The 17,864-nt window shown below is 61.1% G+C and carries 16 protein-coding genes; 7 read left to right on the plus strand and 9 right to left on the minus strand.

The window, feature by feature from the left end; all coding sequences use genetic code 11:
• Positions 1-141: 141 nt before the first annotated feature.
• Positions 142-1,221: an LPS export ABC transporter permease LptG gene (gene lptG / locus HX805_RS05760; RefSeq protein ID WP_003210440.1), complete on the minus strand. Its 1,080-nt coding sequence runs from the start codon at positions 1,219-1,221 to the stop codon at positions 142-144.
• Positions 1,214-2,332: an LPS export ABC transporter permease LptF gene (lptF, locus tag HX805_RS05765; RefSeq protein WP_003210442.1), complete on the minus strand. Its 1,119-nt coding sequence runs from the start codon at positions 2,330-2,332 to the stop codon at positions 1,214-1,216. Before lptF ends, lptG begins: the two co-directional genes overlap by 8 nt.
• A gap of 282 nt (positions 2,333-2,614) precedes the next feature.
• Between lptF and HX805_RS05770 the strand changes: the two genes are divergently transcribed.
• From HX805_RS05770 to rlmF, 5 genes are all read left to right on the plus strand, one after another.
• Positions 2,615-4,105 (plus strand): leucyl aminopeptidase, encoded by a 1,491-nt coding sequence (locus HX805_RS05770; RefSeq protein WP_003210444.1) that lies wholly within the window; start codon positions 2,615-2,617, stop codon positions 4,103-4,105.
• A 51-nt stretch (positions 4,106-4,156) separates the two neighbouring features.
• Positions 4,157-4,585 (plus strand): DNA polymerase III subunit chi, encoded by a 429-nt coding sequence (locus HX805_RS05775; protein ID WP_087695165.1) that lies wholly within the window; start codon positions 4,157-4,159, stop codon positions 4,583-4,585.
• Between the two features lie 7 nt (positions 4,586-4,592).
• The gene (locus tag HX805_RS05780) at positions 4,593-4,997 is read left to right on the plus strand and encodes a DNA polymerase III subunit chi (RefSeq protein ID WP_177027932.1); all 405 of its coding nucleotides are present in this window, start codon (positions 4,593-4,595) and stop codon (positions 4,995-4,997) included.
• A 185-nt stretch (positions 4,998-5,182) separates the two neighbouring features.
• Positions 5,183-8,029: a valine--tRNA ligase gene (locus HX805_RS05785; protein ID WP_177035650.1), complete on the plus strand. Its 2,847-nt coding sequence runs from the start codon at positions 5,183-5,185 to the stop codon at positions 8,027-8,029.
• Between the two features lie 248 nt (positions 8,030-8,277).
• Positions 8,278-9,300 (plus strand): 23S rRNA (adenine(1618)-N(6))-methyltransferase RlmF, encoded by a 1,023-nt coding sequence (gene rlmF / locus HX805_RS05790; protein ID WP_003212741.1) that lies wholly within the window; start codon positions 8,278-8,280, stop codon positions 9,298-9,300.
• Positions 9,301-9,363: 63 nt separating this feature from the next.
• Here rlmF and HX805_RS05795 read toward each other — a convergent pair whose 3' ends face one another.
• Positions 9,364-9,645: an HU family DNA-binding protein gene (locus HX805_RS05795; protein ID WP_003212743.1), complete on the minus strand. Its 282-nt coding sequence runs from the start codon at positions 9,643-9,645 to the stop codon at positions 9,364-9,366.
• Positions 9,646-10,042: 397 nt separating this feature from the next.
• On the opposite strand from HX805_RS05795, the gene yejK reads away from it, so the two are divergent.
• Positions 10,043-11,047, plus strand: a complete 1,005-nt coding sequence (gene yejK, locus HX805_RS05800) for a nucleoid-associated protein YejK (RefSeq protein ID WP_003212745.1) — start codon at positions 10,043-10,045, stop codon at positions 11,045-11,047.
• Entirely contained in the window at positions 11,047-11,397 is a 351-nt protein-coding gene (locus tag HX805_RS05805) for a glutaredoxin family protein (protein WP_003212747.1), read from the plus strand. The genes yejK and HX805_RS05805 overlap by 1 nt, the downstream gene beginning before the upstream one ends.
• A gap of 135 nt (positions 11,398-11,532) precedes the next feature.
• Here HX805_RS05805 and HX805_RS05810 read toward each other — a convergent pair whose 3' ends face one another.
• The 6 genes from HX805_RS05810 to HX805_RS05835 form a co-directional block, all read right to left on the minus strand.
• Positions 11,533-13,773, minus strand: a complete 2,241-nt coding sequence (locus HX805_RS05810) for a TonB-dependent receptor (RefSeq protein WP_177081148.1) — start codon at positions 13,771-13,773, stop codon at positions 11,533-11,535.
• A gap of 273 nt (positions 13,774-14,046) precedes the next feature.
• Positions 14,047-15,036, minus strand: coding sequence for a FecR family protein (locus HX805_RS05815; protein ID WP_003212751.1), 990 nt, complete (start codon positions 15,034-15,036; stop codon positions 14,047-14,049).
• Positions 15,033-15,593 carry an RNA polymerase sigma factor gene (locus HX805_RS05820; protein WP_003212753.1) on the minus strand — a complete coding sequence of 187 codons (561 nt, stop codon included), beginning with the start codon at positions 15,591-15,593 and terminating at the stop codon, positions 15,033-15,035. The genes HX805_RS05815 and HX805_RS05820 overlap by 4 nt, the downstream gene beginning before the upstream one ends.
• Positions 15,594-15,604: 11 nt before the next feature.
• Complete coding sequence (locus HX805_RS05825) at positions 15,605-15,931, minus strand: DUF3325 domain-containing protein (RefSeq protein ID WP_177081149.1); 327 nt, start codon at positions 15,929-15,931, stop codon at positions 15,605-15,607.
• Positions 15,932-17,506 carry a PepSY domain-containing protein gene (locus HX805_RS05830; protein WP_177081150.1) on the minus strand — a complete coding sequence of 525 codons (1,575 nt, stop codon included), beginning with the start codon at positions 17,504-17,506 and terminating at the stop codon, positions 15,932-15,934. It lies immediately after the preceding gene.
• Positions 17,503-17,805 carry a DUF3649 domain-containing protein gene (locus HX805_RS05835; RefSeq protein ID WP_003212759.1) on the minus strand — a complete coding sequence of 101 codons (303 nt, stop codon included), beginning with the start codon at positions 17,803-17,805 and terminating at the stop codon, positions 17,503-17,505. The genes HX805_RS05830 and HX805_RS05835 overlap by 4 nt, the downstream gene beginning before the upstream one ends.
• Positions 17,806-17,864: the final 59 nt, after the last annotated feature.

The following is a 17,864-nucleotide window of genomic DNA, read 5'->3' on the forward strand; positions in this document are numbered from 1 at the left end:
CAAAAAGGCTGCAGGCAGACTGCCCGCTGAAAAATAGCCGGGAATTGTACCTGATGCGCAGACCAGACGTCATCCATGGCGACCAAGAACAAAAATGCCCCGATCGTTCGAACGGGGCATTTTTTGTTCATAAGCGCGGGCTCAACCGGCCCGACGCAACAGCCAGAAGCCGGCCACGGCGCAGATGGCGGTCGGCACCAGCACCGCAAACAGCGGCGAGAAACCGAATACCAGGCTGGACGGCCCCAGCAGGTCCTGGGCGATACGGAAGGTGAAACCCACCAGTACGCCGGTAAACACGCGCTGGCCGAGAGTCACGGAACGCAACGGGCCAAAGATGAACGAGATCGCCATCAGCACCAGCGCAGCCGTCACCACCGGCTGCAACACCTTGACCCAAAACGCCAGCCAGTAACGGCCGTTGTTCAAGCCCTGGTCCTTGAGGTAATGGATATACCCCCACAGGCCGGAGATCGGCAGGCTTTCCGGGATCATCACCACAGTATTCAGCAATTCGGGCTTGAGGGAAATATCCCACTGCTCCGTCGGCACATTGATCACTTCGGTGGTCGATGCCGCACCCTTGCCGATATCACGGAAATAGGTGGTGGTCACATCGCTCAGTTGCCACTTTTCGTCGGCGTACTGCGCACGTTTGGCGAAGCTCGACGACAGCAGGTGACGTTCCTTGTCGAAGTGGTAGCGGGTGACACCCACCAGCAAGCCACCCGGCTGCACGGCGTTGATGTGGATAAACTCCTCACCCTGGCGGTGCCACAGGCCATGCTTGGAGCTCTGGGCATCGCCCGAACCCTGGGCCAGGGCACGATTGGCCTGGGCTGTGGACTCGGCTGGAGGCGCCACGTATTCACCGATCAGCACGCTGACCACCATCAGCAACAGCATGGGCTTCATGACCGCCCACACGATGCGACCGATGGAAACACCCGCCGCGCGCATGATGGTCAGCTCGCTGTTGCTGGCCAGGCTGCCCAGGCCGATCAGGCAGCCGATCAGCGCAGCCATCGGCATCATGTCGTACAGGCGACGGGGCGCCGTCAGCGCCACGTAGCTCAGGACGTCGGTAACGGTGTAGGTATCGCTGACGTTGCCGACTTCATCAATGAAGGCGAACAACGAGGCCAGCCCTAGAATAATGCCCAATACCGCAAGGATTGCGACCAGGACGCTGCTACCAATGTAGCGGTCGAGCTTAACCACGGGCCATCTCCTTCACGCTGCGACGACTCCGCATCTTCAACCGCATCGGTTCCCAATAAAGCAGCCCCAGGCCAATGGCCAGGAAGACCCCGTGGACCCACCACAACCCAAGGGCCGGCGGCAGTTTGCCCTTCTCCAGGGAGCCGCGGGCGGAAATCAGGATGGTCAGGTAAGCCATATAAAGCAGGATCGCCGGCAGCAGCTTGAGGAAGCGGCCCTGGCGCGGGTTGACCCGGGACAGCGGCACTGCCATCAAGGTCACGATAAACACCAGCAGCGGCAGGGAAATCCGCCATTGCAGCTCGGCGATCGAACGCAGTTCCTTGCTGCCGATCAGGTCTGGGGTCGGGATCGCGTCGCGGTCGGTGACCTCATCGCTGACATCCGGCCGGGCCAGCATCACGCCATAGGTGTCGTACTTGATTGCGCGGTAATCGGCCTGACCGGGGCTCCCGTCATAGCGATAGCCATCTTCCAGGATCAGGTAACGGCTGCCATCCGGACGCACTTCCTGGCGCCCCTTGTCGGCCACCAGAATCGAAATACCACGATCTTTCTGGTTCTGGCCGAGGTTTTTCTGGGAGATGAACACCCCTCCCAGGTTGGCACGGTCATCCGACATTTGCTCGGTATAGGTCACCCGGGTGCCGTCGTTGAGCGCTTGGAAGCGGCCCGGCTCCAGGGTGTCGAATTCGGTCATGGCGTCCTGTTTGTTCAGCACCAGCTGGAACTGCATGGCGCCCTGGGGTGCCAGGCTCAAGCTCAGCCAGGCCACCACCAGCGCGATACCGGTGGCCGGAACCATGGTCATGGCCAGCAAACGTTGCTGGCTCATGCCGGTGGCCGACAACACGGTCATTTCGCTTTCAAGGTACAAGCGGCCGTAGGCCAGCAGAATCCCGAGAAACAGGCCCAATGGCAGGATCAACTGCAGGAAGCCCGGCAGGCGAAAGCCCATGATCAGGAACAGCGAACCCGGATCCAGGGCACCCGAGGCAGCCTGGGCGAGGTATTTGACGAAGCGACCACTCATGATGATGACCAGCAATACCGCACTCACGGCACTCAGGGTCAACAGGACTTCGCGGGATAGATAACGGAAGACGATCAAACCAGACACTCCAGGGTTGTCAGGCTAAGGCGGCCAAACAAGCAAGCATATCGAGTCGACCCATTGCTGCAGGCCGGCTAAAAAGATGGCGCATTATCCTGTGATTGACCGCACCTGTCACGGAGCTTGCTCATACGCGTGCACAAAGCTGCCCGCAAGGGTTGTCAGGCTCGGGCGGCGAGGTTCAAACTGCGGCCTTTGTCGCGGGCGGCCTACAGGCTGCCAAGCTTACAAGCCGGAGTACAGACTCCTGGCTCACTGACCTTTATAAGGGACCCGAAAATGGAACTGGTTGTAAAAAGCGTTAGCCCCGAAACGTTGAAAACCGCCACCCTCGTGGTCGCTGTCGGCGAAGGCCGCAAGCTCGGCGTTGCCGCCAAGCAACTGGACGAACTGAGCGGCGGCGCCATCAGCGCAGTCCTCAAGCGCGGCGACCTGGCCGGCAAGGTCGGCCAAAGCCTGCTGCTGCAAAGCCTGCCTAACCTTAAAGCCGACCGCGTATTGCTGGTGGGCGTTGGTAAAGACGCCGAACTGGGCGACCGTCCGTTCCGCAAGATCATCGCCGGCATCCTCAACACCCTCAAGGGCCTGGGCGGCACCGACGCGGCCCTGGCGCTGGACGAAGTCGTGGTCAAGGGCCGCGACAGCTACGGCAAGACCCGCCTGCTGGCCGAAAGCCTGCTGGACGGCGGCTACGTCTTCGACCAGTTCAAGAGCACCAAGGCCGAACCCCGCGCCCTGAAGAAAGTCACCCTGCTGACCATCAAGGCGGCCCAGGCTGAAGTCGAACGCGCCGTGACCCACGCCCAGGCCATCGCCGGCGGCATGGCGTTCACCCGTGACCTGGGCAACCTGCCACCGAACATCTGCCACCCAACCTATTTGGGCGAGCAAGCCAAGGCGCTGGGCAAGGAATTCAAGGGCCTGAAAGTCGAAGTCCTGGATGAGAAGAAGATCAAGGAACTGGGCATGGGCTCGTTCTATGCCGTGGGCCAGGGCAGCGACCAGCCGCCACGCCTGATCGTGATGCAATACAACGGCGGCAAGAAGTCCGAGAAGCCATTTGCCCTGGTCGGTAAAGGCATCACCTTCGACACCGGCGGCATCAGCCTCAAGCCGGGCCTGGGCATGGACGAGATGAAGTACGACATGGGCGGCGCCGCCAGCGTGTTCGGCACCCTGCGTGCCGTGCTGGAACTGAAGCTGCCGATCAACCTGGTGTGCATCCTGGCCTGCGCCGAGAACATGCCGAGCGGCGGCGCGACCCGTCCGGGCGACATCGTCACCACCCTCAGCGGCCAGACCGTGGAAATCCTCAACACCGACGCCGAAGGCCGCCTGGTGCTGTGCGACGCCCTCACCTACGCCGAGCGCTTCAAGCCGCAAGCCGTGATCGACATCGCCACCCTGACCGGTGCCTGCGTGGTTGCCCTGGGCGCCCACACGTCGGGCCTGCTGGGCAACAGCGACGAACTGATCGGCCAACTGCTCAGCGCCGGCCAGGCTGCCGACGACCGCGCCTGGCAACTGCCGCTGTTCGATGAGTATCAGGAACAGCTGGACAGCCCGTTCGCCGACATCGCCAACATTGGTGGCCCGAAAGCCGGCACCATCACTGCGGCGTGCTTCCTGTCGCGTTTCGCCAAGAACTTCAACTGGGCCCACCTGGACATCGCCGGCACCGCCTGGACCAGCGGCGGCAAGGACAAGGGCGCCACTGGCCGTCCGGTTCCATTGCTGACCCAGTACCTGCTGGACCGCGCCAAAGCCTGAAACTGAAGATCCCCGGGCGCCTGTAAAGCCGCCCGGGGCTCAGGAACCGCAATGACCCAAGTCGACTTCTATATATTGCCCAGCGCCGATCCTTCCGCGCGCCTGGACTTTGCCTGCAAGCTCACCGAAAAAGCCTGGCGCATGGGCCACCGTATCTACCTGCATTGCAGCGATGCCGCCCAGCGTGACGACCTCGACGCCCGCCTGTGGCGCTTCAAGGGCGAAAGCTTCGTGCCCCACGGTGCCGCCGAATCAGAACCGGAAGGCCTGGTGGTACTGGGTTTGGGCGACAACTGCGGCGATCACACAGACCTGCTGGTCAACCTTGACCTGAAAGTACCGGCGTTCGCCAAGGGTTTCGCCCGCGTGGCGGAAGTGGTGGTGGAAGACCCGGCTATTCGTCAGGCCGCGCGGGAGAGTTTCCGTTTCTACCGCGAACAGGGCTATTCTCTGCAAGATCACCGGCTACAACGACTTTGAGCACACGATGGACACTCCAAACCCGCTAAAAGACTCTGACCACCTGCTGGACGACCTTGAGTCGATCCGCAAGCTGCTCGGTGATGATGACCTGCAACCGCCGCTGCTGACCGATGCGGTCAACGGTGACGTACAAATTCCCCTGCTGTTCGATATGGTGGGTGGCAAGCCGGTTACGCCGGAACCTGTCGAAACGCCCGCGGTGCAAGCTGCGCCGGCTGCGGCTGTTGCCGTACCTGCCGCCGAAAAAGCCCCCGACGCCCTGCTGCTGCACCTGGACAACGAACTGCGCGCCGCCGCGCAACTGATCATGCAAGACGTGATCGACGATTTTGCCCCGCATATCGAAACCGAAATCAAGCGCCGGCTGGATGCGCGCATGGAACGGTTGTTGAGCCAGTACCAGAACTAAGGCTGACACATATCCCCTGTGGGAGCGGGCTTGCTCGCGAAGGGCGTGAACGATAACGCGTACATCCTGAATGAACGCGCCGCCCTCAGGTTTTTCGCGAGCAAGCTCGCTCCTACCCCTCTCCCCTATCCCCCGTTATACTTGTCGGCTTTCCTGAATTAATGCCAACTAGGGTCCCGCCGCGCATGGATAAGACCTACCAGCCGCACGCTATTGAAACTTCCTGGTACCAGACCTGGGAGTCCGAGAATTATTTCGCTCCGCAAGGCGCGGGCGATGCCTACACCATCATGATTCCGCCACCGAACGTCACTGGCAGCCTGCACATGGGCCATGGCTTCAACAATGCGATCATGGATGCCCTGATTCGTTTCCGCCGCATGCAGGGTCGCAACACCCTATGGCAACCAGGTACAGACCACGCCGGTATCGCCACCCAGATGCTGGTGGAACGCCAACTGGAAGCCACCGGCCAGAACCGTCACGACCTGGGCCGCGAGAAATTCCTCGAGAAAATCTGGGAATGGAAGGATCAGTCCGGCGGCAATATCAGCCGTCAGATCCGTCGCCTGGGCTCGTCCGTCGACTGGAGCCGCGAGCGCTTCACCATGGACGACGGCCTGTCGGAAGCCGTGAAGGAAGCCTTCGTGCGCCTGCATGAAGACGGCCTGATCTACCGCGGCAAGCGCCTGGTCAACTGGGACACCAAGCTGCACACGGCGATTTCCGACCTTGAAGTGGAAAACCACGACGAGAAAGGTTTCCTGTGGAACCTCAAGTACCCGTTGGCTGACGGCGCCAAGACCGCCGAAGGCAATGATTACCTGATCGTCGCCACCACCCGTCCGGAAACCATGCTTGGTGATGCCGCCGTCGCGGTTAACCCGAACGACGAGCGCTACCAGGCGCTGATCGGCAAGTTCGTCGAGCTGCCGCTGGTTGGCCGTCGCATCCCGATTATCGCGGACGACTACTGCGACCCTGAATTCGGCACCGGCTGCGTGAAAATCACCCCGGCCCACGATTTCAACGACTATGAAGTCGGCAAGCGCCATAACCTGCCGCTGCTGAACATCTTCGACAAAAACGCCGCTGTTCTGCCAGCCTGCCAGGTGTTCAACCTCGACGGCACGCTGAACGAGAGCATCGACGGCAAGATCCCGGCTGAATACGCCGGCCTCGACCGTTTTGAGGCGCGCAAGCAGATCGTTGCCGCCTTCGACGCCGCCGGCCTGCTGGTGAGCGTTGACGACCACGGCCTGAAAGTGCCGAAGGGCGACCGCTCCGGCACCATCATCGAGCCCTGGCTGACCGACCAGTGGTACGTGTCCACCAAGCCTTTGGCTGAGCCGGCGATCGCTGCCGTGGAAGACGGCCGCATCGCGTTCGTGCCGAAACAGTACGAAAACATGTACTTCTCGTGGATGCGTGACATCCAGGATTGGTGCATCAGCCGCCAGCTGTGGTGGGGCCACCGGATTCCGGCCTGGTACGACGAGTCGGGCAAGGTCTATGTGGGCCGCGACGAAGCCGAAGTCCGTGCCAAGCACAACCTTGGCGCGGACGTGACGCTGCAACAGGACAACGACGTACTGGACACCTGGTTCAGCTCGGGCCTGTGGACGTTCTCCACCCTCGGCTGGCCGCAACAGACCGAATTCCTGAAGAAATTCCATTCCACCGACGTGCTGGTCACCGGCTTCGACATCATTTTCTTCTGGGTTGCCCGGATGATCATGCTCACCATGCACTTGGTGAAGAACGAAGACGGCACCCCGCAGGTACCGTTCAAGACCGTGTACGTGCACGGCCTGGTGCGTGATGGCCAGGGCCAGAAGATGTCCAAGTCCAAGGGCAACGTCCTGGACCCGCTGGACATCATCGACGGCATCGACCTGGAAACCCTGGTGCAGAAACGCACCTCGGGCCTGATGCAGCCGAAACTGGCGAAGAAGATCGAGAAGCAGACCCGCGACGAGTTCGCAGACGGCATCGCCAGCTACGGCACCGACGCCCTGCGCTTCACCTTCTGCTCGCTGGCGTCCACCGGTCGCGACATCAAGTTCGACATGGGCCGCGTCGAAGGCTATCGCAACTTCTGCAACAAGATCTGGAATGCCGCGCGCTACGTACTGGATAAAGGCGAAGACTGCGGCCAGAACGGCGAGACCATCGAGCTGTCCCTGGCGGACCGCTGGATCATCTCCCAGCTGCAGCGCACCGAAGCCGAAGTGACCCGTCAACTCGACCAGTTCCGCTTTGACCTGGCGGCGCAGGCCCTGTACGAGTTCATCTGGAACCAGTATTGCGACTGGTACCTGGAACTGTCCAAGCCCGTGCTGTGGGACGAGAACTCGCCGATCGAACGTCAGCGCGGCACCCGTCAAACCCTGGTACGCGTGCTGGAAGTGGCGTTGCGCCTGGCGCATCCGTTCATGCCCTTCATCACCGAAGAAATCTGGCAGCGCATCGCGCCGCTGGCGGGCAAAGACGGCAAGACCATCATGCTGCAACCTTGGCCGGTGGCCAACGAAGCCCGCATTGACGAGGCAGCCGAAAGCGATATCGAGTGGCTCAAGACCCTGATGATGGGTACGCGCAACATCCGCGCCGAGATGAATATCGGTCCGGGCAAGCCACTGGCCGTGTTCGTGAAGAACGCCAGCAGCGAAGACCTGCGTCGCCTCACCGAGAACGACGCGCTGCTCAAGAAGCTGGCGAAGCTGGAGTCGATCACCGTATTGGCCGCTGGCGAAGAAGCACCGCTGTCCGCCACCGCACTGGTGGGCGAGATGGAAGTGCTGGTGCCGATGGCCGGCCTGATCGACAAGGGTGCCGAACTGGCGCGCCTGGACAAGGAAATCCTGCGCCTGCAAGGCGAAGTGCAGCGGGTGGGCGGCAAGCTGTCCAACGCGGCGTTCGTCGACAAGGCTCCGGCTGAAGTGATCGAGAAAGAACGCGCCAAACTGGCTGAAGCTGAACAGGCTTTGGGCAAGCTGGCGGAGCAACACGCACGGATTTCCAGCCTGTAAGGGGCTGCCCGTGCGGAAAAAGAGACCTTCGGGTCTCTTTTTTTTGCTTGGAAAAACACCGCTATTTCTCTTTGGAAACCCGATCAATGTGGGAGCTGGCTTGCCTGCGATGGCATCGCCTCGGTCTGGCAGATACACCGAGTCGCCTGCATCGCAGGCAAGCCAGCTCCCACATTTGACCGAGTTCGACCAAGGAATGTGTGACAATACCCGCCACTTTTGAAACAAACGCAGAATCGACGCAGCCCATGACCGCCCCCAGCACACCCAAAGCACCGCGCAAGAAGCCAAAATCCAGTACGCCGGCCAAGCCCGTCGTTCCGCGCAAAGAGGCCACCTTGCACCCGCGTAACCGCCACCAGGGCCGTTACGACTTCCAGGCGCTGATCAAGACCACGCCCGAACTGGCGCAATTCGTGATCATCAACCCGTACGGCAAGGAAAGCATCGACTTTGCCAGCCCAGACGCGGTGCGGGTGTTCAACCGGGCGTTGCTCAAGGCGTTCTACGGCATCAATCACTGGGACATCCCGGCTGACTACCTGTGCCCACCGGTACCGGGGCGTGCCGACTACGTGCACTTCCTCGCCGACCTGCTGGCCAGCGTCAACGAAGGCGTGATCCCGCGTGGCGCGCCGGTGAAGGTGCTGGACATCGGCATGGGCGCCAACTGCGTCTATCCGTTGATTGGCTACAGCGAGTACCGCTGGAACTTCCTCGGCTCGGAAGTCGACCCGACCGCCGTGGCCGCCGCCAAGGCGATCGTGCAGTCCAACGGGCTGAACAAGGCCATCCAGCTGCGCCAGCAAACCAACCCCAAGCAGATCCTGCTGGGCTTGCTGGAGCCAGGCGAGCGGTTTGACCTGACCATGTGCAACCCGCCCTTCCACGCGTCCATGGATGAGGCGACCAAGGGCAGCGAGCGTAAATGGCGCGCACTGGGCAAGGCTGATCCGAAACGCAAGTTGCCGGTGCTGAACTTCGGTGGCCAGTCGGCGGAGTTGTGGTGTGAAGGCGGTGAAGCGCGGTTCGTGACGCAACTGATCGCTGAAAGCGCGCATTTCCAGCACAAGGTGCTGTGGTTCAGCACGCTGGTGTCGAAAGCGTCGAACTTGCCGGCCATTCAGACAGCGCTGAAAAAGGCCGGTGTGCTGGAAAGCCAGGTGGTAGAGATGTCCCAGGGCCAGAAGCAGAGCCGCTTCGTCGCCTGGACCTTCCAGACCCCGAGCGAGCAACAGGTGTGGCGCCAGCGTTGGGCCCGTAAAGACTGATAAATCGCAGGCAACAAAAAACCGTGCCCGGATCGCTCCGGAGCACGGTTTTTTTGCTGCGTCTTACTTGTTAACAGCGTCGGTCAGGCCTTTGGCCACAACCAGCTTGATAACTTTCTTGGCAGCGATTTCGATGGCTGCGCCAGTCGAAGGGTTACGGCCAGTACGGGCAGGACGCTCGGTCACTTTCAGTTTGCCAACGCCTGGCAGAGTGATTTCGCCGCCGTTTTCCAGCTGATCAGCAACGATCTGGCTCAGTTGGTCCAGCAGAGCACGCACGGTGGTTTTCGGTGCGTCTACAGCTTCAGCCAGATCAGCGATCAGTTGGTCTTTAGTAATAGCCATTGTGGTGTTCCTTCCCTATCAAATTCATTTGGATTGCAGAGTGCAGTGTCAGCCATCGAGCCCTGCCATCAAGGCCTGGCACCCAAGGGCTATAACCACGAAGATCGGGGTTATAGATACCTGAAACCGGGTTTGGTTCGACCTGACAAATGCTGAATGCACGCTTAACGCCCAGACTGCGCGTAAGACGGGGCAAAACTAGCACAGAGACGGGGAAATATCCGCCTCAACATATTCATTTGGTCAGCTTTATCGCTCTAAACCGTGAAAAAAAGGCATATGGCCCGTCGGATGGCGCTCAAAACGCCCTCCGAACAGCGCCATCCCCAGCGGGTGCGGTACACTGGCGACTTTTTCCGGGAGCCCCACCCCTCCCCTTCAACCAGCCGAGAAGCCCATGCCGATCCGTCATTGCATCGTCCACCTGATCGACAAAAAACCCGACGGCACACCCGCAGTTCTCCACGCCCGCGACTCCGAGCTTGCCGAGTCGGCAGCGATCGAGAACATGCTCGCCGACCTCAACGAGAGCTACAACGCCAAACAAGGCAAGGCCTGGGGCTTTTTCCATGCCGAGTCCGGCGCGCACCCGTTCAGCGGCTGGTTGAAGGAATATTTCGACGGCGGCAAGGATTTCACCGCCTTCAGCCGTATTGCCGTGGAACACCTGCAGAAGCTGATGGAGGAGTCCAACCTCTCCACCGGCGGCCACGTGCTGTTTGCCCACTATCAACAGGGCATGACCGATTACCTGGCGATCGCCCTTCTGCACCATAGTGAAGGCGTGGCCGTGACCGACCAGCTGGACGTGACGCCGTCGCGCCACCTGGATCTTGGCCAACTGCACCTCGCCGCGCGCATCAACGTGTCCGAGTGGCAGAACAACAAGCAATCCAAGCAGTACATCTCGTTTATCAAGGGCAAGAACGGCAAGAAGGTCTCGGAGTACTTCCGCGACTTTATCGGCTGCCAGGAAGGCGTCGACGGCCCGGGCGAGACCCGCACCCTGCTCAAGGCCTTCAGCGACTTCGTCGAGAGCGAAGACCTGCCGGACGAATCCGCCCGCGAGAAAACCAAGACCCTGGTGGACTACGCCAGCAGCCAGGCCAAGCTCGGCGAGCCGATGGGCCTGGAAGAGCTGTCCGGGTTGATCGATGAAGATCGGCCAAAAGCCTTCTACGATCACATCCGCAACAAGGACTACGGCCTGTCGCCGGAAATCCCGGCGGATAAACGCACCCTCAACCAGTTCCGCCGTTTCACCGGGCGTGCCGAAGGCTTGTCCATCAGCTTTGAAGCGCACCTGCTGGGCGACAAGATCGAATACGACGAAGCCGCCGGCACCTTGATCATCAAGGGCCTGCCGACCCAGCTGACCGACCAGCTCAAGCGTCGCAACTGATGCTGGGCGGGGTTCTGAAGAAAGTCCTGCTGGTGTTGCTGGTGGTGGTGGTTTTCCAGAACTGGGGCAAGATCGAGCGGTTGTTCAACCCCTCCCAGGTGGTGCCGGAGCAGACACGCGCGGCAGCGCGCGTGGTGCTGTATTCCACCGAGTGGTGCGGCTACTGCAAACAGATCCGGCGCTTTCTGGATTCCAAGGGGATTCCCTACCAGGCGTTTGATATCGAGAAGGACGCCCAGGCGCGCAAGGCGTACGAGGCGTTGGGGGGCGGCGGGATTCCGTTTGTGGACGTGAACGGCACGCTGATTCGCGACTACAACCCGGAAGCGATCATGGCGGCCCTGAAGTAACTCACTCTGTAAAATACCGCAGATCAAATGTGGGAGCGGGCTTGCTCGCGAATGCGCTGGTTCAGTCAATACATCTGGCGACTGACCCACCGCTTTCGCGAGCAAGCCTGCTCCCACATTGGGTTTGCGTACGCGTTAGAAATTGGCCTCCAGGGAAACCATCGCCGTACGCTCCTCTCCTACGTTGTAGTAAGCCGAACTGGCCGCCAGGCCATTCACCGGCGCCGAGTTGAACGACACGGTGCGCGCCGAGCTCAAGTATTCCTTATCAAATACATTGAGCATCGAGAAGCGCAGCGCGGCCGACTTGAAGACCTTCTTGTCCACCGGCAGGTAGATACCGGCGTTGAGATCAAACACGGTGCGCCCGGAGATTTTCTCGTTGTTGGTCAAATCACCGTAGAACGCCCCGACATACTTGCCGGCAATGTTGCCGTAATAGCGCTTGTCGTCGTAACCAAACACCAGGTTGAGCATGTTTTCCGGCACGTTGGCCAACTGGTTGCCCTTGGTCGGCAACAACACGTTCTTGCTGACAAAGTCGTCCTGCTGCTCGGACTTGGTATAGGTGTACGACGCGTAGTAGTTGAAGTTGTACGGCAGCAGGCCGCTCCACTCCAACTCCAGGCCTTTGTTGGTCACGTCACCGACGTTGGCCATCACGTAGTCACCGTTCAAGTCGGTGGTCGACAGCTGACGGTCCTTGAAGGTGATGTAAAACAGGGTGGCGCTGAGGGCCATTTTCTCTTCGGTGTAGCGCCAGCCCAGCTCCTGGTTCCAGCTCAGCTCGGGGTTGAGGTTGAGGGAGTCACCCTTGTTGTACAGCACGTAGTTCTGCGGTGTGCGCATGTTGCGAGTGACGTTGTAGAACGCCTGGTTGCTCTCGTCGACCTGGTACTTGGCACTGAAGTTCGGCAGGAACTGATGGTAGCGGGCGTTACGCTTTTCCGGCTTGTCATACAGGCTACCGAGGTTGTCGCCGTCACGTTCGACGTACTGGTACGCCAGGCCGCCGACAAAACTCAGGTCTGGCGTGGCTTGCCAGCTGTCCTGCACCCACAGCTTCTGGGCCGGGGTCACGGTGTATTGATGACGCCCCTGGACAGTCTTGCCGTTCTTGTCGACCACCTGGCCGCCGCTGTTGTAATCGCCCCAGACGTCGTCCGGTGCACCTTCGCTGTTGATCCCGATATACGGCTGGGTCTGGCGCTGGCGAGCGCGCTCGTACCAGTAGCCGTAATCCAGGCTGTGCTCCTCGTTGATGTCCCATTTCATTTTGACCGTCACGCCAGGGCGCCAGGTTTCGGTCCACGAGGGGCGATAGTAGTTGGCCGACTTGAGGTTGCTCAGGTCGTAGTTGCCACTCTTGTCGGACTTCGGCCCCAGGTTGGTCGCGGTCTGGCCGCTGAAACTGCCGCCGTTGCCCCAGTAGTAGTAAGGCGCAACCGTCAGGGCCAGGTCATCACGCAGGCGCCAGCGCTGGGTGAAGGTGGTCATGACACTTTCGAAAGGGTTGCGGTTGAGCTTGTAGGAAGACGACAGCAATCCGTTCTTGTAGACCGGCGTTTCCGCGTAATCCAGGCGGCGGCCCTGTTGCTGGAACTGGCTCTTGCTCAGCGTGTTGTAGTTGTAGTTTTCCTGGGTGTTGTACTTCATGGTGAAGTTGCTGGAGTTGCCGTTGTCGTCTTCGAACAGCGTGCTCCACTCCACCTTGTCGCCCCGCAAGGTGCCCTTGCCGCGCCACTTGTCGCCTTCGGTGTGAGAGGCCGACACCCAGGTCTTGAAGCCGCCGAGGTCGCCGGTGTTGATACGGGCGAAGGACTTTGTCAGGTTGTTCGAACCCATGGATTGCTTGACGAACAGCCCCGGCTCCTTGGTCGGCCGAATGGTGACCATGCCGATGTTGCCGCCGCTGGAACCAATGTGCGGGCCGTCCGCTTCCGAGGAGCCCTGGGTGACAAATACTTCGCCGACGTTTTCCGGGTCGCCCAATTGGTTGGCGTAAACACCGTAGCTGCCGGAGTCGTTGATCGGCACGCCGTCCATGGAAACCCCGACCTGGTCGGAGTTCATGCCGCGCATGGTGAAGCTGGTGCCGCTCATGCCGCTGGCGTCGTCGTTGGAAACGTTGATGCCCGGGGTGTACTTGAGCTTGTCGATGGCGTTGGCCGTCGGGGACATTTCGTCCATGGCTTCCTTGGTCACCGTGGACCGGGCCTTGGCACTTTCTTCCTGAATCATGTGGCCGGTGCCCAGGGTACGTTCGCCGGCGACGTGCACCGAACCGACATCCTGGGAATCGTCTGCCAGAACCAGCGGCGCAAAGCCGCCCAGGCCCGATGCTAAAAGCAGGGCATAGAGTTTGTTGTAGGTCACGAGTAGATCCCTTACATGCATCTATCTGTTGTTATGGGGGAGGTATTGGCGATCTCGTCTGGGTGAACAGCGCCGCCAATCTTCCTGACCACCTGCTCAGGAATCCGAGGATCATCCGTGCATCACGTAACGATTTGGTTACAGGTTTTGGCGATTGCGATGAAGGTTAAATGAAAGGTCCACACACACGGATGTGCCAAGGCATGGGGATTTTCAAGGGCAGGTGGTGCAAGTAATGACAGCGCCACGCCATTGCGGCGTAGCGCTCTGTATCTAGCGCAATACGATCATCCGACCGAGCAGCGAGTGTTGTTCAAACCCCAAGACCGCCTGCAACGCATTGAGCACCGCCTGGGGGTCCTTGCTCGGGAAACTGCCGCTGACACGCCGGGCGCCGAGGTCTTCGTTGAGCAGCAGAATGCGCCCCGGATAGTAGCGGCCGAGGTCTTGCACCACATCGGCCAGCGGCGCCTTGTAGTAGTTGAGCCAACCATCGCGCCAGGCCAGGCGCGACTCGCTGTCGACCGCGTGCAGCTCATCGGCGACACCGTCGGCGTAGGCCACTTGCTGGCCGGCCGTCAGAATCTGTTGCTGAGCATACTTCGACGGCGTTACCCCAACCCGACCAGACAACACCGTCACCTGCGCACCTGCCGGTTGCAGGCGCACCTCAAACTGCGTGCCGAGCACCCGTGCTTCGCCGCTGCCGGCCTCGACCACAAAGGATTCGCCAGTGTGGGTCACACTGAAAAAACCGGCGCCACGGCGTAGCTGGATATGGCGCTCGCCATGCTTGAAATCCACTGCGATCGCACTGTCGGCGTCCAGGGTGACCTGGCTTTGATCGGCCAGGGTCACGGTCTTCACCTCACCCGGCGCGGTGACGTAATCCGCGCCGAAGTCATCGACCCAGCGTGACGGCTGCCAGCCGGCGCCCATCGAGATCATCACCAGCAGGCAGGCGGCCATGGCCAGGGCGCCAGACCAGCGCCGCACGCTGGAGCGTTTCGAGGTATTCATCGCGTTCAAGTAACCCTGCAGCGCCAGGGCATCCTCATCCGCCAACGTTCTGGCCGGTACTTCACTCAATTCCCACAGCACCTGGGCCTGGGCATAGGCTTCCACATGCGCAGGATCGGCCCGCAGCCAACGGCTGAACGTGGCCTGGTCGCCACTGCTGGGCTGGTCGTGCAACAGGCTCAACCAGGCCAGTGCGGCCTGTTCCTGGTCGGGCGTCGGGGTGACGCGGGCAGTGGCGTTCACGGGGCTTTCCTTGGCGATGGTTCACGAAGGCTGGCCTTGCAGGCTTCGAGGGCACGCATCATATGTTTTTCCACGGCGCTTTGGGACAGGCCCATGGCCTTGGCGATTTCCGCGTACTTGCGGCCATGGATGCGGTTGAGCAGGAAAATCTGCCGGGTACGTTCCGGCAGGCTGCGCAAGGCTGCTTCAACGTGACGCAGATCATTGCCCGCCTCCAGCGCGGCCTGGGGTTCGCAGCCCTGGTTATCCTGTTGTTCCGGCAGCCAGCCTTCGCTACTGCGCACCCGGGCGCCTTCGCTGCGCAGGTGGTCGATGGCGATATTGCCGGCGCAGCGCAGCAGGTAGGTGCTGAGTTCCTCGACCTGCACCAGCGGCCGGCGCCAGAAGCGCAGGAACAAATCCTGCACCAGGTCCGCCGCCGTCGCACGGCAGCCCACGCGGCGGCTGACCAGCGCTTCCATCTGCGAGCGCTGGGACAGGAACACCTGCAGGAAATGCGCCCGTCCGCCCGCCGCGTCTGCGTGCTGCTCTGGATGTTCGGGGGGCGTGGTGATCATCAACGGTGGACTCAAAGGGTCGCGAAGGCCGCAACCGGACTGGCCAGCAGGCCGAGGCCCGCCAGGATCAAGGCCAGCCTTGGCCGATACGGCAACAGCAACACCAGCAACAACCCGCTGAGCATCAAGACCGCGCACCACTCCACCAACCCCTGGCTCCACCCGGTCGCGAGCACCGCCGGCCAGCTCGAGACAATCAACAGCAGCCAGCCGCCCACGCGCAAACCCAGGCGCCGACGAGGCGAAGGTTTACTGTGCAGCAGTTCGCCATGGTGCCGGTCCATGGACAGGCACAACGCGGTAAACCCTGCGTAACACAGCAATAGCGCCAGGAGCATTCAGTTCACCTCGCCCTTGAGGGTCAATGGCCGGGCACGTTCGGCCTTGGGCTGAGGGACACGGCGGTGCTGCATTTTCCAGGCAGCCCAGGCGAGGAACACGCCGCTGCCCAGGCACGTCAGGTCAAAACCGGCCATGGCCCAGTCGCCGTTGGCCAGGGACACACCCAAATGCTGGGTCGTGGTCAGCGCGTTGAGCACCGGCACGCCGATAAACAGCAGCGCGCCCACACTCAATTGCTCAACCCAGCCGCGGCGCCCCTGGCGAACAATCGCGTGCACGACGCTCAAGCCCCAGGCAATAAAGAAGGCTTGTACTTCCCAGTCCGAGCGCCCGGCAAAGCTGGCCGGCAACAGGCGGTTGGCCCAGAAGAATGCAGCGATGGCGATCATCAAGCCGGACATGCTGGCGATGTTCAGCACTTCCACCAGCCGCAGCTCAAAGGGCAGCACACCGGTTTTGGTGTGCTTGAGCTGACGCTTGCCCAGCCACATCACCAGCCCGGTGCCGATCATTGCCGTGCCCGCGAGGCCGCAGATGAAATACAGCCAGCGCAATACCGGGCCGGCGAAATGGCCCATGTGCAAACCGTAGAAGCTGCCACCAATCGCCGCCGGCAGCGACTGCTCGCCGCTCACCCGCAACAGTTCGCCGGTAGTGCCGTTGAATGACACGGTGCTGCCAAAGTCATGCACCACTCGATCCGACCCGGCGCGGAACACATTGACCGAAGCGTTTACATCGCTTGGATTATTCACCACCAGCCGTCCGACATGCCCGCCGGCCCATTGCCCGCGCGCCTGCTCGTACATCGGGCCCAGTGGCAGCAATTGCCCCGGCTGGCCGAGGGCCGGCGCATTGTCGGTGGCCGGAAACACATCGTTGAAGAACGCACGGGTGTCGTTGCCGTAGGAAGCGAGGATGCTCGCCGGCATCACCATGCTCATGAAAATCACCAGGCTGCTGTAGGTGATCATCAAGTGGAACGGCAACACCAGCACGCCCACGGCGTTGTGCCCGTCGAGCCAGGACCGCTGGCCCTTGCGCGGGCGGAAGGTGAAGAAGTCCTTGAAGATTTTCTTGTGGGTAATGATCCCGGTGATCAACGCCACGAACATCACCATCGCGGCGATGGTCGACAGCCAGCGCCCCCAGGGATACGGCATTTGCAGCTGGAAGTGGAAACGATAGAAGAATTCGCCGCCCATGCTTTCCCGGGCCTGGACCTGCTGGCCGCTGACGGGATCGAGGAGTTTTTCGACGAAATTGCCGCGTTTGCCCGGGTCGACCTTGTCTTGCCACATCACCGACAGGCCCGGCTCACGGCTGCTCGGCAAGGTGATAAACCAGCGCGCGGCATTGGGCGCCTGGTGTTGCAGATAGGTTTGGGCGGCGGCCAGGCTACGGGCGTCATCGACGGGATGCGCCTGCACTTCGGGCTGCATCCAGTGGGTAATTTCGTCCTTGAAATACGACAGGGTGCCCGTCAGGAAAATCGCAAACAGCAGCCAGCCAAAGATCAACCCGGCCCAGGTGTGCAACCAGGCCATGGCCTGGCGGAAGCCCTCTTTCATGTGCGCGCCATCCAGTACGCCAACCCGGCGAACGTGGCCATTATCGCGCTGGGCAGCAACACGCCAAACCAGGCGCGCCAGGCCGTGCGGCAGGCGAAGCACCAGATGACCGCCAACAGGTAGAACACAAACGAACTCAGCATGCCGCTGATCACCGCATCGGCGCGGCTGGTGGGCAGCCACAGCGTCATGCACACGCTGGCCAGCGAGGCCAGCAGGTAACCGCCGACCACAGCCGCCAGCACCCGCGAAGTCACGGCAAGACGGTAGGAAACGGGAAGTGAGGTTTTGCGTTTCATGCACAAGGCGCCAGGTTCGTCAGTGCGCAATATTAATGATAAAGGTTCTCATAAGCAAA

The sequence above is a fragment of the Pseudomonas sp. G5001 genome, assembly GCF_013385475.1.
In the GTDB taxonomy this organism is placed as follows: Bacteria; Pseudomonadota; Gammaproteobacteria; order Pseudomonadales; family Pseudomonadaceae; genus Aquipseudomonas.

Coding starts and splice junctions, on each gene's coding strand:
- HX805_RS05820 (WP_003212753.1), bottom strand. CDS start 15,593: ATGATCACCACGCCCCCCGAACATCCAGAGCAGCACGCAGACGCGGCG.
- HX805_RS05830 (WP_177081150.1), bottom strand. CDS start 17,506: ATGAAAGAGGGCTTCCGCCAGGCCATGGCCTGGTTGCACACCTGGGCC.
- HX805_RS05770 (WP_003210444.1), top strand. CDS start 2,615: ATGGAACTGGTTGTAAAAAGCGTTAGCCCCGAAACGTTGAAAACCGCC.
- rlmF (WP_003212741.1), top strand. CDS start 8,278: ATGACCGCCCCCAGCACACCCAAAGCACCGCGCAAGAAGCCAAAATCC.
- HX805_RS05835 (WP_003212759.1), bottom strand. CDS start 17,805: ATGAAACGCAAAACCTCACTTCCCGTTTCCTACCGTCTTGCCGTGACT.
- HX805_RS05780 (WP_177027932.1), top strand. CDS start 4,593: ATGGACACTCCAAACCCGCTAAAAGACTCTGACCACCTGCTGGACGAC.
- HX805_RS05775 (WP_087695165.1), top strand. CDS start 4,157: ATGACCCAAGTCGACTTCTATATATTGCCCAGCGCCGATCCTTCCGCG.
- yejK (WP_003212745.1), top strand. CDS start 10,043: ATGCCGATCCGTCATTGCATCGTCCACCTGATCGACAAAAAACCCGAC.
- HX805_RS05785 (WP_177035650.1), top strand. CDS start 5,183: ATGGATAAGACCTACCAGCCGCACGCTATTGAAACTTCCTGGTACCAG.
- HX805_RS05795 (WP_003212743.1), bottom strand. CDS start 9,645: ATGGCTATTACTAAAGACCAACTGATCGCTGATCTGGCTGAAGCTGTA.
- HX805_RS05825 (WP_177081149.1), bottom strand. CDS start 15,931: ATGCTCCTGGCGCTATTGCTGTGTTACGCAGGGTTTACCGCGTTGTGC.
- HX805_RS05805 (WP_003212747.1), top strand. CDS start 11,047: ATGCTGGGCGGGGTTCTGAAGAAAGTCCTGCTGGTGTTGCTGGTGGTG.